This is a genomic window from Pseudomonas sp. PDM05 (assembly GCF_014851685.1).
In the GTDB taxonomy this organism is placed as follows: Bacteria; Pseudomonadota; Gammaproteobacteria; order Pseudomonadales; family Pseudomonadaceae; genus Aquipseudomonas.
In genome coordinates this window covers 25766-39286 of record NZ_JACVAC010000022.1, presented here as the reverse complement: position 1 = coordinate 39286, position 13521 = coordinate 25766, and the positions used below count along the sequence as shown (strand labels likewise).

The following is a 13521-nucleotide window of genomic DNA, read 5'->3' as shown; positions in this document are numbered from 1 at the left end:
CACAGACCAACAAGACAGGGAGTCTCCCATGGCATTTCTAGAACCGTCCGGCGTCCAATCGCCCGCCCCCTGGCGCGCCGTGAATGCGCCACACCGCACTTGGCAGGCCTTGGCCGGCGAGATCGACCCGGAGGTGGCGCGCTACTTCCTGGTGAGTGCGCGCTGCGGTTGTTTCATGCAGGCGGCGCGCAGCCTGAATATCAAATCGACGTTGTTGCGCAAACGCCTGGCGCAGCTCGAAGAACAGGTGCGGCATGCGCTGTTCACGTATCAGGGCAACGGCTTGGTGCTCAGTCGTGATGGCCAGCAATTGCAGGCACAACTGGTCGCCCTGGCCCATGAACGGCGCCTGCCGGTGGTGGAGCAGCCGCTGATCCGCCTGGCCGTGGCCGAACCGATCCTGCACGACATCCTCGGCCGCGACTTGATTGCCTTGCTGCGCCGTAATGCCAGCGTGCGCCTGGAGATCACCTCCATCGACAGCCAGCTGTCGCTGCAAGCGGTGGATGTGGACGTGGTGCTGTGGTTGTCCGACACCGAGGGCCCGGCGTGCGGCCCGAGTTTCCCCACTGAACCGCCGCAGCCCCTGGCGCGCCTGCATTACCTGCCGCACATCGCCAAGCGCTACTCACGCCTGACCACGCGCCCGGACAGCGTCGACGACCTCGACGACTACATGCTGGTGCAGTGGCAGCCCGACGTGCAGGTCGAGGCCTTGCACCCCTGGAACCACGTGGTGGAACAACGCCGCGCTGCCGTGGTGCAAGTGCAGGCCTACTCGCTGATGCTGGAAATGATCCGCTGCGGCGCGTGCATCGGCTTGCTGCCGCACTACATGGGCAGCTTCGACCGAGGGCTGGTGGCGTTGCCGGGGTTGTTGGACGACAGCATGCAACGCCAGGTGTGGCTGGCGGTGAACGCCCAGGTGCGGGATGCGCAGGCGGTGCAGGTGATTGTGGAGTTGATCGTGAGCACGTTCGAGGGGCGGCGCGAGTGGTTTGCCCTCGGGACTGCTTGAGCGACTGGCATTGGGGTAAGCCCGTTCAAGGGCGTTGCGCTTGAGGGATAAGTGCGCGAGGCTTGCCGACCTGTCTCTGTCGGAGCGAAGTCCGTGCAAGCCACCCGTTTGACCCTGATCTGTCATGCCGTCACGCCCCTGCAAAAACGCGGGCGCTTCTGCGCTGACGAAGCGGTGGTGATGGATTGGCAAGGCGCGGCGCTGTCGCTGGCCGCGCGTTACAAGCCCAGCCGCCGGCTGCTGTGCGGGCCGGAAGCACGCACTCGGCAGACCGCGGGTTTGTTCGGCAGCGATGCGCTGCTTGAAGAGGCCTTGCGCGATGGCGATTTCGGTCAGTGGAAAGGCCAGGACATCAGCCAGCTGGCGATCGATGAGTTGAACGCGTGGCTGGCCGACAGCGCCAGTGCGCCCCACGGTGGCGAATCGGTGGATCAGGTCTGTGCACGGGTCGCGCAGTGGATGCAGGCCCTTGAAGCGCACCCCGGCCATATCGTCGCCGTCACCCACCCCTTGGTGATTCGCGCGGCGATGCTCTACGCCCTGCAGCTTCCGGTGGCGATGTTCTACCGGATCGACGTCGAGCCGCTGTCCAGTACGGAGCTGCGCTTCAATACGGTCTGGCGCCTGCGCCTGGAAACTCACGCCTGAACCGCCGAACATGGCAAAATCCACGCCCCGCAATGAGAGCAACCCATGAAACGCATCCTGATCATCGGCATTGGCGCCGGCAACCCTGACTACATCACGATGCAGGCCGTGAAGGCGCTCAATCGCACCGACGTGTTTTTCCTGATGGACAAGGGCCAGAGCAAAGACAAGTTGATCGACCTGCGCCGCGAGATCTGCGAGACCTACATCACCGAGCCCGGCTACCGCTTTGTCGAGGCCGATTGCCCCGAACGCGTGCGCGGTGAAATCGACTACACCACCGCCGTGGAGGATCTGAACCGCGACAAGCAGCAAACCTTTGAGCGCATGATCAACGAGGAAATGGCCGACGGAGAAGTCGGTGCCTTCCTGGCCTGGGGCGACCCGGCGCTGTACGACAGCACCATCCGCATCCTGCAAGCGATCCTGGCCAGCGGGCGCAGTGAGTTTGAATTCGAAGTGATCCCCGGCATCACCAGCGTGCAGGCCCTGGCGGCGCAACACAAAGTGCCGCTGAACCGTATTGGCCGCTCCATCGAGATCACTACCGGGCGCCTTTTGGCGGCAGGGCAGGCGAGTGATGCGGACACCTTGGTGGTGATGCTCGATGCGCAAGACGCCTACCGCACCGTGGCCGATCAGGACCTGGACATTTACTGGGGGGCCTATCTGGGTACGCCGGATGAGATCCTGATCAGCGGCAAAGTCGCTGAAGTCGCCGAAGAAATCGAGCGGGTGCGCAAGGCGGCACGCCTGGCCAATGGCTGGATCATGGACACTTATCTGTTGCGCAAACCCTGAGGTATCGCCCCATGCTCAAGCTGTTTGCCCTCGCGCTGACCCTGGTGGCCGGCGCCGTTCATGCCGACGATACGCTACACACCGATTTACCCCTGGCGTACCTGGAGCAGACCCAGGCTGATGCGCGTAACGCGCCGCTGGTGATTTTCCTGCATGGGTTTGGCAGCAACGAAGAGGACCTGTTTGGCCTCAAGGACGCATTGCCATCCACCTGGACCTACCTGTCGGCACGGGCGCCGATGCCGGTGGATGCGCGCGGCTATCGCTGGTTTGCGAAGAAACCCGGGGATGGCGATTACGACGGCGAGACCGCCGATTTGCAACGCAGCGCCAGGCTGATCGAAGACTTTGTGACCCAGGCCACCGCCAAGTACCACACCCGCAGCGATCGGGTGTTTCTGGTGGGGTTCAGCCAGGGCGCAATCATGTCCTACGAGGTGGGGTTGCGTAAGCCGACGTTGGTGCGTGGGATTGCGGCGTTGAGTGGCAGTGTGTTGCCAGTGCTCAAGGCTGAGCTCAAGCCGGATGCGGCATTGAGCGGGCTGGCGATCTTCATTGGCCACGGCACGCTGGACCAGGCGCTGGCGTATGCGTCGGCGACGAGGGCGAATGAGGCGTTGGTGGGGGTGGGGTTGAAGCCGGAGTTTCATGGGTATATGGGCATGCCGCATACCATCAGCGAGGCTGAAGTGCAGGATTTGAAGGCCTGGCTGGAAAAAAGCTTGAAGTGAGCACGGTCAAAAAATGTGGGGCGGGCCCCCACATTTGGTTTGGTGTTGCTTGGCGGGTCGGGTTATTTGCCGCCCGTGATCTGCTTCACCAGCTCGGCATGGCCCTTGGCGTCATCGCCGCGCGAAATCGCCTGGATCACCAGCATGTGGTTGCCCGATCCCCCCAGGAATGTGCTGTTCAGCGTCTTGCCACCGCCCTGTGTCGCGGTGCTGTCCACCTGGCGCAGGCCCAGGCCCTTGAAGGTCAGTTTTTTCTCGCTCTGTTTCTTGAAGTCCGGCAGGGCAGCGCTCTGATCCTTGACGAAGCCGGCCACTGCACCGTCGAGGAACTGTGCGTCGTTATCCTCGACGTTCACCCCGTCGGTCCGTACCGTTTCGGCGACGATCACCACACTTTTCGTGGTCTGGTTGGCGTATAGCGTGCCTTGAGTCGCGGCGCTGGCATCTTCGGCCTTGCTGACCGGCAGGGTGTCGGCCGCGTAGGCCTTGGGCAGGTTGAAGGTGAACTTGCCACCCAGGGTGGAGATGGTCTGCGTGGCCGGCTTGCTGGCGGCGAACACACTGCCGGCGGCAAGCGCGAGGGCCAGCAGGGCGGCGGTCTTGGTGAAAGTGGCCATGAAGCGCTCCAGGGGGGGTGAACGAAATTGCGGCACATTCTGTCAGAAAAATCGCAATCTCGTTCGCCCTGGGCCTTACACCTTGTCGGACTCTTCTTCGAGCCGGTCCATCTCAAACAATCGCGCCAGTTCCGCCCGGGCTTCCTGGGCGGTCTGCATGACCTTGGCCGCGTCGTCGTACACCGCGTGCTGCGCGGCCAGTACTTGCAGGTCGTGGTTCTTGAAGCGGGTGATGCGCGCATCCGCCTGGGCCTGGGTCAAGCCGAGGCCGACCAGGGTGCGGCGGCTCATTTCCAGGCTGGAGTAGAAGGTCTCGCGCACTGGTGAGGCGTCGAGGTCCACCAGGCGGTGCACGTGCTGGCGGTTACGCGCACGGGCGATGATTTTCATGTGCGGGTAGAGGTTGCGCACCAGTTCGGCGGTCTTGATGTTGATTTCCGGGTCGTCCATGGCGATCACGAAGAACTCCGCCTGGTCGACCTTGGCCGCGTGCAGGATTTCGGGGCGTTGCGGGTCGCCGTAGAACACCGGCATGCCGCCGAAGCTGCGGGTCAGCTCGATGGTTTCCACCGAGGTGTCGAGGGCGATGAACGAGATGTTTTGCGCGCGCAGGATCCGCGCGACGATCTGGCCCATCCGCCCCATGCCGGCGATCACCACGCGAGGTGCATCGCTCTCGATGGTGCGGTATTCCTCGGGCACTTCCACCGGCTTGACCTTGGGCTTGAACAGCTTCGGGCAGATCAACAGCAGCAACGGGGTGACCGCCATCGAGAGGGTGATGGTCAGCACCAGTACATCGTAGAGATGAGGTTCGAACAGGCCCTGGTCGCGACCGATCTTGAACACCACGAAGGCAAATTCACCGCCTGCCGCCAACACCACGCCCAGGCGCAGGGCGCTTTCGCGGTTGAGGTCGCCCACCAGGCGGCCGACGGCGTAGAGCAGGGGTAATTTCAGGCCGATCAGCAGCAGGGTCAGGCCGATCACCAGCAGTGGGCTGCTGAGCAGCAAGCTGAGGTTGGCGCCCATGCCCACGCTGATGAAGAACAGCCCCAGCAGCAGGCCCTTGAACGGCTCGATCTGGGATTCGAGTTCGTGACGGTATTCCGAATCCGCCAGCAGCAGCCCGGCGAGGAAGGCGCCGAGGGCCATCGACACGCCCACCAGTTCCATCAACCATGCGGTGCCGATGACCACCAGCAGGGCGGTGGCGGTGGACACTTCGCGCAGGCCGGTCTTGGCCACCACGCGAAACACCGGCCGCAACAGGTAGCGCCCGCCGATGATCACCACGGCGATACTGCCGAGGATCTGCAACACATGCTGCAAGCCCTGGGCCTCAGTGGTCGGATGATCGCTGCCGGCCAGCAACGGCACCATGGCGATCAACGGGATGGCTGCGATGTCCTGGAACAGCAGGATGGCAAAGGCCAGGCGCCCATGGGGCTGGTTCAGCTCCTTGCGTTCGGCCAGGCTTTGCAGGCCGAAGGCGGTGGACGACAACGCCAGGCCCAGGCCCAGCACGATCGCGCTGTTCCACGACTGGCCAAACAGCCACAAGGCTACAGCGCCCATCACCAGGCCGGTGAGCAACACCTGGGCCAGGCCGACGCCGAACACCGCCTTGCGCATCACCCACAGACGCTTGGGCGACAGTTCCAGGCCGATGATGAACAGCAGCAACACCACGCCCAATTCGGAAAATTGCGCGACGCTTTGCGGGTTACCCACCAACCCGAGGACTGACGGACCGATGATCACGCCAGCGAACAGGTAGCCCAGCACCGCGCCCAATTGCAGGCGCTTGGCCAGGGGCACGGTCAATACGGCGGCGAGCAGGAACACCACGGCTGCTTGTAACAGGTTGCCTTCATGGGGCATTGGGAACTCCAGGATCTTTAGAGCGAATCAACAGGAGCGTATTAGAGCGCTTTTTACATTTCGAGAATTGTGTTTTTGCGGTGAGTGATGCATGTGGCGTGTCCTTGAGCCAGGAGAGCCTGGCCAAACTATTGAATATCAATCAGGCGGCGGTCTCCAAGATGGAGCGTCGCACCGACATGTACATCAGTACATTGCGAGACTACATCCGTGCGATGGGCGGCGACTTGGAGATTATCGCGACGTTTCCAGACGGCCAGGTCAAGATCGATAACTTTGCCTATTGAAGGCTACCTGGCCCTGTGCCGGGTTTGCGTTTCACCGGCCAGCGATACAACCCCACCCCCAACCCCACCAGAATGACAGCCATCGAAACCAGCTCCAGCCAGGAAACCCGCTCCCCAATGATCAGCATCGAACTGGCGAGCCCAAACACCGGGATCAGCAGCGACAGCGGTGCCACCGTCGATACCGGGTACGCCTTGAGCAATGAGTTCCAGCCCCAGTAGGCAAAGTGCGTGGCCAGGTAGACCTGGAACAGGATCGAGCTGATGGCCGTGGCGTCCAGGTGGGCGGGCAGGCTTTCGAACGCAGCGTTGCCGTGCATCCACCAGGCCATCAGGAACAGCGGGATCGGTGGAAACAGGCTGGCCCAGACCATGAACGCGAAGATTTCCTTCACCCCTGAGCGTTTGATGATCACGTTGCCCACGCTCCACGCCAGTGCGCTGAGTACGATCAGCATGACCCCCAGCACCGCGTGGCTACCCTCCTGGGTGACGACAATGCCCGCCAGGCCGAGCAAGGTCAGCCCGGCGCCGACCAGTTGTGCGTCACGCAGGGTTTCGTTGAACAGCACCACGCCCCAGCCGAGGGTGAAGAACACGCTGAGCTGGATGATCAGCGAAGCGATGCCGGGGCTCACGCCTATCTGGATGCCGTAGTTGATCACGCCCCACATGCCCAAGCCGAAAATCACCCCGTAAGCCGCTACATAGCCGAAGTGCACGGCGGGGCGTCGGATGAAAAACACCAGCGGCAAGGCGGCGAGGGCGAAGCGGATGCCGGTGAGTACGAAGGGGTCGATACCGCGCAGGCCAAGCTTGGTAATGGGAAAGTTCAAACCCCAGACCAGAGTGACGAGGATGGCAAGTGCCAGGTGTTTCTTGAGCATGGTCGTTCCCTTGAGCTGGCAGGCGTGTCCAAAGGCAACGATGGTAGGCGGCGTTCTCATGGCCCGCTTGCTATGCCAGGTCATGTTTTGACAAAATCGGGCCATGATCCCGACCTTCACCCGCGATGACCCCGAAGCCGTAGTGACGCTGCACGAATATGCCTCGGGCACCGTGTTTGCGCGCCACGCCCACAGCCGTGGCCAGTTCGCCTATGCGTCCACGGGTGCGATGAAGATGTTTACCGACCTTGGCAATTGGGTGGTGCCGCCGCAGCGGGCGATCTGGGTGCCCGGCGGCGTGCCCCATGAAATGCACATGCGTGGCGATGTGGTCATGCTCAATACCTATCTCTCTGACGCCGCTGCCCGGCGCGCAGGTTTGCAGGGGCATTGCCAGGTGTTCGAGGTGTCGCCGCTGCTGCGGCATTTGCTGGAGGCGGCACTGGCGATTGACCCGGCGGCGGGGCCCAGTGTCAGGCAGCATTGCGTGCTGACGTTGCTGGTGGATGAAATCGGCGCCATGCCAGAACTGCCCCTCAGCGCGCCGCTGCCGTTAGAGCCTCGGCTCGCCCGCGCCTGCCAGCGCTTCCTGGACGCGCCCACGCAGACCATCGCCCTCGACACCATGGCCGAATGGTCAAGCATGAGCCGGCGCACCTTTACCCGTCAGTTCCTTGAACACACTGGCATGACCTTCGTGGCCTGGCGCCAGCAGGTGTGCCTGCTGGAAGCCACTGCGCGGCTCGGCCACGGTGCCTCGATTACCGACGTGGCGCTGGCATTGGGCTTCAGCAGCTCCAGCGCATTCACCTCGGTGTTCCGGCGCAACGTGGGGGAGGCGCCGGCGCGCTACCTGGCCAAATCAAGGGCGGCGGCGTTGTTCTGATCGTTCATCGGTCAGGATTCACCGTTGCGCCGGCCATGCTTTGTTACTATCGCCGTCCATCGTCACCAGGAGTCACCGGCCCATGCAGCACCAGTGGGATGAAATGCACCGCACCCGCAAGCCCACCTTTGTGTTGTGTGGCGAGCCCCAGGGGGATGTGCTCAATCTCTACGTTCACGGTTATTCGGCGTTCTTCAACCGTCAGCAACTGGGTAATTTCAAGGCGCAACTGGCAAGTATCGAAGGCTCGACCAATGTGATGCTGTTCTGGCCGGCCGGGCATTTTCTGGAAAACCTGTTCGCCCCGTTCAAGGAGGTGATCGCTGCGATGCTCGGCGGCGGTGGCCTGGGCGCCGCTACCGTGGGGGTGGGCAAGGCGATTGCGTATTTTCTCGACCATTACAAAAGTGTTGAGGCGCGTGTCGACGAAGTCGCCCAGACCCTGTTGCCTGAACTGGCCAACTTTCTGCACGCCGAGGCCCTGCCGGTGCGGCGCATCAACCTGATCGGCCATTCCCTCGGCGCGCGGATTCTGGTCAAAAGCTTGTTGGCCAGCCCTGAGGTGGCCCGTGAGCTGCCGTTGAATCACTTGCTGCTGATGGGCGGGGCGGTCTGTACGTCGAGCCCATGGGATCAAGTCTCGGCGCCGCTGCAGGGCCGGCTGATCAACTGCCATTCCAGTAAGGATTGGGCACTGGCGATCAAGCCGGACAACGAGCGCTGCATCGGTCGTTATGCCATCCCGCTCACGCCCGCCCTCAAGTCCAAGGTCACCAATGTGCACCTGGCAACTTTCGATCACGCCGCCTACTGGCCGCAGCTTAAAACGGTGGTGCAATACACCGACCTGTTGCAGGAACGGCGCGGCATGATCCGCGCCGACCAGCGCAGCAGCGAGGTGCGCTTTGCCGAAGAGGACGCCGAACTGTTCCCGGCACTGGTGCAGGCGCGGCCGGATGAGTTGAAGTTCCTCGCCGAACTGATGGCGCAAAAACGCAGCGCGTCGATTGATGCCAGCGTGCGCGAGCCGCTGAAACTGGCCATCGAGCTGCAACGCATGGGCGGCGACAGCTTTATGAACCTGGCCCGTGGCCATGGCGTGGGTTATCGACAGATCGCCGAGGATGTCGCGCAACGGCTGGGGATCAAGTTTGATCAGCCGGTTGCAACCGTGGCGTTGGCGGACATCGAGGCACAGGTCGCGCAGCAGCTCATCGAACAATACAAGGACAAACTCAACAGCGCCGACCGGCAAGCCTTCGAAGCCGAACTCAAGGCCGCGGCGCAAAAAGAGCAGGGCTTGTTCAATCGTTTCGACATGGGCCGCTCGGCGACCACGGCGTTGAGTGGCACGGCGCTGGCCGGGCTCACCGGTTTCATCCTGCGGCGCGGTGCGGCCACGGCGATTCCGCTGGTGGGCCAGGCGTTGGCGGCCGCGATGTTGCTGGTGAGCGGGGTGCGTGCATTTTCCGGCCCGGCCTATTCGATTACCACCTTGGCGGTACTGGTGGTCGGCGTGATCCGTCAGCGCATGGAGCGCGAGGCGCTGAACCAGGAAATGGACCTGGTGGTACAAGTCGTGGAAGCGTTTGACCTGCCCAGGGACACGGTAATGCGCACGGTCGCGTCCGACTGCTAAGCTGCGCGCCTGTCTAGTGTGTTTGCCTGGGATACCGCGTGAAATTCAGCCTGCCGAAAATTGCCACCGCCCCGTTCTGCCCGCCGGAAGTGGCCGGCTCCGTTGCCGTCGACCCCAAGGCTTCGTTCTTCAAGCGCATGCTGATGTTCGCCGGCCCCGGCCTGTTGATCTCCATCGGCTATATGGACCCCGGCAACTGGGCCACGGCCATCGAGGCCGGTTCACGTTACGGCTACAGCCTGTTGTTCGTGGTGCTGCTGGCCAGCCTGGCGGGGATGGCGGTGCAGTGCTTGTGCTCGCGGCTGGGCATCGCCACCGGCAAGGACCTCGCGCAACTGTGCCGCGAGCGCTACAGCCGGCGCTCCGCCCGTACCCAGTGGGCGCTGGCGGAAATCTCCATCATTGCCACCGACCTGGCCGAAGTGCTCGGCTGCGCCCTGGCGTTTCACTTGCTGCTGGGGGTGTCTCTGACCACCGGCATTGTCATCACCGCCTTCGATACGCTGCTGATCCTGGCCCTGCAGAACCGAGGCTTCCGGCGCCTGGAAGCGATCATGCTGGCGCTGGTGGCGACCATCGGCGTGTGTTTCTTTATCGAACTGGTGCTGATCAAACCGTATTGGCCGGATGTGTTCAGCGGCTTTACGCCGTCACTCTCGGCGATCAGCGACGCTGCGCCGTTGTACCTGGCTATCGGTATTCTCGGCGCGACGGTCATGCCGCATAACCTCTACCTGCACACCTCGATCGTGCAGACCCGTCTGATCGGCAAGGATCTCGCCAGTAAACAGGACGCGGTCAAACTGGCGCGCATCGACACCATCGGCTCGCTGGCCCTGGCCTTGCTGGTCAATGCCGCGATCCTGACCCTTGCTGCTGCCGCGTTCTACAAGAGCGGCCACACCGATGTGGTCGAGATCCAGGACGCCTACCATCTGCTCGACCCACTGGTGGGCGGCGCGTTTGCCAGCATCCTGTTCGGCATCGCCTTGCTGGCGTCGGGGCAAAGCTCGACGTTCACCGGCACCATTGCCGGGCAGGTGATCATGGAGGGTTACCTCAACCTGCGCATTCCCTGCTGGCAACGCCGCCTGATCACCCGCGGCCTGGCGCTGATCCCGGCGTTCCTCGGCGTGTGGCTGATGGGCGATGCGGCCATCGGCAAGCTGTTGATCCTCAGCCAGGTGGTGCTCAGCCTGCAATTGCCGTTTGCGTTGTTCCCGCTGATCCGCATGACCGGAGACAAGCAGCTAATGGGGCCGTTTGTGAATCGGCTGCCGACGCGGGTGTTGGCGTGGTTTCTGTTTACCGTGATCAGCGGGGCGAATGCGTGGTTGATTGGGCAGTGGCTGTTTTAAATCATCGATCCCAATACGGCACGGTCCCAAAACACTCCACAAAGTAATCAATCACCGTGCGCACCTTCAGCGACAACCGCCGGCTCCCCGGCCATAGTGCGGCGATCTGCTGCGGCTCCAGTGTGGTCGCCACTTCGTATTCGCTCAGCACCGCCTGCAAGGTGCCGGCGCGCAAGCCTTCGCCGATCAGCCAGGAGGGGAACACGACCAGCCCAAGGCCTTGTTCGGCGGCGTGGGTGAGGGTGTCGGCGTGGTTGCCGGTGATTGGGCCCTTGACGCTGTAGGGCGTCCAGTCGCTGCCGGCGCGGCGGAAGAACCAGCGTTGTTGGCCGGTGATGCCTTTGTAGGCCAGGCATTGGTGGTGGACGAGTTCGTCGGGGTGCTGCGGCGTGCCGTGTCGGGCCAGGTAGGCGGGGCTGGCGGCGATGCGAAAGCGCTGCGGGGCGAAGATGCGCGCCTGCATGCCTGAGTTGTTGAGCACGCCGATGCGAAACAGCAGGTCGGTGCCGTCTTGCAGCGGGTCGACGTAGGTGTCGGTCTGCTGGATGTCCAGTTGCAGCTTGGGATAGCGTCGGCACAGTTCGCCGAGCCACGGTGACAGGTGGCGCTGGCCGAACACCATCGGTGCGTTGATACGTACCAGGCCGCTGGGTTCGCTCTCCTGTTCCTGCAGGGCCTGGCCGGCGGTTTCCAGTTGTTCCAGCAACAGTCGCGCATGATGCCCGAGCAGGCGCCCGGCCTCGGTCGGGCTGACCGCTCGGGTGTGGCGGTAAAGTAACTGCTGGCCCAGGGCGTGCTCCATCAGCTGGATCTGCCGGGAAATGGAGGAGGGCGCCAGGCTTTCCCGGCGGGCCACTTCGGAAAAGCTGCCGTGGTCGAGCACCGCGACGAACAGGCGCAGCGCCTTGAAACTCAATTCATTCAAACCCTGCATCATGACTCCGTGCTGTGCGTTTTGCGCAAAGGTGTTGTCGGCATGCTCCCATTTATTGCATAGCACGACCACCGGATAATGCGCGCCATGGTTTCTTTCTTGAAGCGCAGGTGATGTATGCAGGCAAGTTCTATCGAGGGTGTGGCGTCGGCCCGTCCGAAACATAACCTTCTGCGGCTGTTGTTGCTGCCGTTGGTGATCCTGGCGGGCATGGGCCTGTCGGTGGAGGCAGGCTTGCTCGGGCCGCTGGGCCAGCAAGTCGGGCATTTGTGGGCGACGTTGAGCATCTTTGGCGTTGGTTCGGCGATCTTGTACGTGCTCTTGTTGTTCAGCGGCCCGCAAAAGGGCCCGGCGCTGGCCGACCTGCCGCGCTGGCAATTGATCGGCGGGTTCCTCGGGCCGATGTACGTGGTGGTGTTGACCCTGGCTACGCCGCATATCGGCATCGCGATGACCATGGTCGCGATTTTGTCCGGGCAGGTCGGCAAGAGCGTGCTGATCGACCATTTCGGTTGGTTCGGCACCGCGCGCAAGCGGGTCAACGGCGAGCGCTGGATAGCCCTGGCGTTGATTGTGGTGGCGCTTGTTCTGATTGCACGAGGGTAAGGCGATGAATCTGATTCTATTGTTGGTACTGGTCATTGCCGCCGGTGCGGTATTGAGTGTGCAGGCCGCGATCAACGGGCGCCTCGGCCAGACGGTCGGCGTGTTGCGCAGCAGCTTGCTGACCTTCGCCGTCGGTGCGCTCAGCACGGCGCTGCTGATTTTCTTCTTCGAGCCCGCCCAGGCCGTCAGCTTGCTGGACGTGCCGAAATGGCAACTGACCGGTGCCTTGTTCGGCGTGGTGTACATGTTGGTGATGGTCGGCGCGGTGCCTGTGGTCGGCACCGCCGTGGCGACGGTGGCCGTGATCGTCGGGCAATTGGGCATGGGCATGTTGATCGACAACTTCGGCTGGCTGGGCAACCCGGCGATTGATTTATCGGGGAGCCGTATTGTGGCGATGGTCTGTCTGGCACTGGCATTGGTGTTCATGTATCGCAGCAATACTCGCCAGGCCGACTGACGTGGTCAAAGAAATGTGGGAGCAACTGTTGAGCTTTAGCGAGGCTGCGAAGGCGGCGGTACTGCTGGTAGAGGAGTTGGCTGAACCACCGCTTTCGCGGGCAAGCCCGCTCCCACAGGTGATCGGTGTTGGCGGGCTGTCAGTGCTCGGCTGGAGATAGCCCAGGCACTGCCAATACCCTGTGGGAGCTGTCGAGCTTTAGCGAGGCTGCGAAGGCGGTGGCACTGTTGGTGGAGATGTTGGCTGAACCACCGCTTTCGCGGGCAAGCCCGCTCCCACAGTTGATCGGTGTTGGCGGGCTGTCAGTGCTCGGCTGGAGATAGCCCGGGCACTGCCAATCCCCTGTGGGAGCTGTCGAGCTTTAGCGAGGCTGCGAAGGCGGTGGGACTGTGGGTGGAGGTGTTGGCTGAACGACCGCTTTCGCGGGCAAGCCCGCTCCCACAGTTGATCGGTGTTGATGGATAGTGAGTGTTCGGCTGGAGATCGCCCAGGCACTGCTAGTCCCTGTGGGAGCTGTCGAGCCCTAGCGAGGCTGCGAAGGCGGCGGCACTGTTGGTAGAGGTGTTGGCTGAGCCACCGCTTTCGCGGGCAAGCCCGCTCCCACATTTGAGCTGTGTTGCTGGGATGTCAGTGTTCGGCTGGAGATCCCTCTCACACCGCCAATCCCCTGTGGGAGCTGTCGAGCTTTAGCGAGGCTGCGAAGGCGGCGGTACTGTTGGTAGAGGTGTTGCGGCGCAACCATAGAATCTTCCACCCCCACACAAA

The 13521-nt window shown here is 62.8% G+C and carries 13 protein-coding genes and 1 pseudogene; 10 read left to right on the top strand and 4 right to left on the bottom strand.

Annotated features, from left to right (window positions below; all coding sequences use genetic code 11):
• Nucleotides 1–28 precede the first annotated feature (28 nt).
• The 4 genes from IB241_RS26325 to IB241_RS26310 all read left to right on the top strand — a co-directional run bounded on the left by IB241_RS26325 (nt 29) and on the right by IB241_RS26310 (nt 3198).
• Nucleotides 29–1018, top strand: coding sequence for a LysR family transcriptional regulator (locus tag IB241_RS26325; RefSeq protein WP_192301103.1), 990 nt, complete (start codon nt 29–31; stop codon nt 1016–1018).
• Between the two features lie 93 nt (nt 1019–1111).
• Complete coding sequence (locus tag IB241_RS26320; RefSeq protein WP_192301102.1) at nt 1112–1666, top strand: histidine phosphatase family protein; 555 nt, start codon at nt 1112–1114, stop codon at nt 1664–1666.
• Between the two features lie 45 nt (nt 1667–1711).
• Nucleotides 1712–2467, top strand: a complete 756-nt coding sequence (cobF, locus tag IB241_RS26315) for a precorrin-6A synthase (deacetylating) (RefSeq protein ID WP_192301101.1) — start codon at nt 1712–1714, stop codon at nt 2465–2467.
• 11 nt (nt 2468–2478) lie between these two features.
• Complete coding sequence (locus tag IB241_RS26310; RefSeq protein WP_192301100.1) at nt 2479–3198, top strand: alpha/beta hydrolase; 720 nt, start codon at nt 2479–2481, stop codon at nt 3196–3198.
• 62 nt (nt 3199–3260) lie between these two features.
• On the opposite strand, the gene IB241_RS26305 is transcribed toward IB241_RS26310, so the two are convergent.
• Nucleotides 3261–3815: a hypothetical protein gene (locus IB241_RS26305; protein WP_192301099.1), complete on the bottom strand. Its 555-nt coding sequence runs from the start codon at nt 3813–3815 to the stop codon at nt 3261–3263.
• Nucleotides 3816–3890: 75 nt separating this feature from the next.
• Nucleotides 3891–5699, bottom strand: a complete 1809-nt coding sequence (locus tag IB241_RS26300) for a monovalent cation:proton antiporter-2 (CPA2) family protein (protein ID WP_192301098.1) — start codon at nt 5697–5699, stop codon at nt 3891–3893.
• Nucleotides 5700–5803: 104 nt separating this feature from the next.
• On the opposite strand from IB241_RS26300, the pseudogene IB241_RS26295 reads away from it, so the two are divergent.
• Nucleotides 5804–5986, top strand: a pseudogene (locus IB241_RS26295) (XRE family transcriptional regulator); the annotation flags it as partial.
• Here the strand turns inward: IB241_RS26295 and IB241_RS26290 are convergent.
• On the bottom strand, nt 5980–6873 hold the full coding sequence (locus tag IB241_RS26290) for an EamA family transporter (RefSeq protein WP_192301097.1): 894 nt from the start codon (nt 6871–6873) through the stop codon (nt 5980–5982). The pseudogene IB241_RS26295 and the gene IB241_RS26290 sit on opposite strands and share 7 nt — an antisense overlap.
• A gap of 103 nt (nt 6874–6976) precedes the next feature.
• Here IB241_RS26290 and IB241_RS26285 point away from each other — a divergent pair, with 103 nt between their 5' ends.
• From IB241_RS26285 to IB241_RS26275, 3 genes are all read left to right on the top strand, one after another.
• A complete protein-coding gene (locus tag IB241_RS26285; RefSeq protein ID WP_192301096.1) occupies nt 6977–7759 on the top strand; it encodes an AraC family transcriptional regulator in 783 nt (260 codons plus the stop codon).
• 82 nt (nt 7760–7841) lie between these two features.
• Nucleotides 7842–9398 carry a DUF726 domain-containing protein gene (locus IB241_RS26280; protein ID WP_192301095.1) on the top strand — a complete coding sequence of 519 codons (1557 nt, stop codon included), beginning with the start codon at nt 7842–7844 and terminating at the stop codon, nt 9396–9398.
• Between the two features lie 38 nt (nt 9399–9436).
• Nucleotides 9437–10756 carry an Nramp family divalent metal transporter gene (locus IB241_RS26275; protein WP_192301094.1) on the top strand — a complete coding sequence of 440 codons (1320 nt, stop codon included), beginning with the start codon at nt 9437–9439 and terminating at the stop codon, nt 10754–10756.
• A 1-nt stretch (nt 10757) separates the two neighbouring features.
• Here IB241_RS26275 and IB241_RS26270 read toward each other — a convergent pair whose 3' ends face one another.
• Complete coding sequence (locus IB241_RS26270; RefSeq protein ID WP_192301093.1) at nt 10758–11690, bottom strand: LysR family transcriptional regulator; 933 nt, start codon at nt 11688–11690, stop codon at nt 10758–10760.
• Between the two features lie 117 nt (nt 11691–11807).
• Here IB241_RS26270 and IB241_RS26265 point away from each other — a divergent pair, with 117 nt between their 5' ends.
• A complete protein-coding gene (locus IB241_RS26265; RefSeq protein WP_192301092.1) occupies nt 11808–12296 on the top strand; it encodes a DMT family transporter in 489 nt (162 codons plus the stop codon).
• 4 nt (nt 12297–12300) lie between these two features.
• Entirely contained in the window at nt 12301–12756 is a 456-nt protein-coding gene (locus IB241_RS26260; RefSeq protein WP_192301091.1) for a DMT family transporter, read from the top strand.
• Nucleotides 12757–13521 lie beyond the last annotated feature (765 nt).

Coding starts and splice junctions, on each gene's coding strand:
- IB241_RS26325 (WP_192301103.1), top strand. CDS start 29: ATGGCATTTCTAGAACCGTCCGGCGTCCAATCGCCCGCCCCCTGGCGC.
- cobF (WP_192301101.1), top strand. CDS start 1,712: ATGAAACGCATCCTGATCATCGGCATTGGCGCCGGCAACCCTGACTAC.
- IB241_RS26310 (WP_192301100.1), top strand. CDS start 2,479: ATGCTCAAGCTGTTTGCCCTCGCGCTGACCCTGGTGGCCGGCGCCGTT.
- IB241_RS26305 (WP_192301099.1), bottom strand. CDS start 3,815: ATGGCCACTTTCACCAAGACCGCCGCCCTGCTGGCCCTCGCGCTTGCC.
- IB241_RS26300 (WP_192301098.1), bottom strand. CDS start 5,699: ATGCCCCATGAAGGCAACCTGTTACAAGCAGCCGTGGTGTTCCTGCTC.
- IB241_RS26290 (WP_192301097.1), bottom strand. CDS start 6,873: ATGCTCAAGAAACACCTGGCACTTGCCATCCTCGTCACTCTGGTCTGG.
- IB241_RS26285 (WP_192301096.1), top strand. CDS start 6,977: ATGATCCCGACCTTCACCCGCGATGACCCCGAAGCCGTAGTGACGCTG.
- IB241_RS26280 (WP_192301095.1), top strand. CDS start 7,842: ATGCAGCACCAGTGGGATGAAATGCACCGCACCCGCAAGCCCACCTTT.
- IB241_RS26270 (WP_192301093.1), bottom strand. CDS start 11,690: ATGCAGGGTTTGAATGAATTGAGTTTCAAGGCGCTGCGCCTGTTCGTC.
- IB241_RS26265 (WP_192301092.1), top strand. CDS start 11,808: ATGCAGGCAAGTTCTATCGAGGGTGTGGCGTCGGCCCGTCCGAAACAT.
- IB241_RS26260 (WP_192301091.1), top strand. CDS start 12,301: ATGAATCTGATTCTATTGTTGGTACTGGTCATTGCCGCCGGTGCGGTA.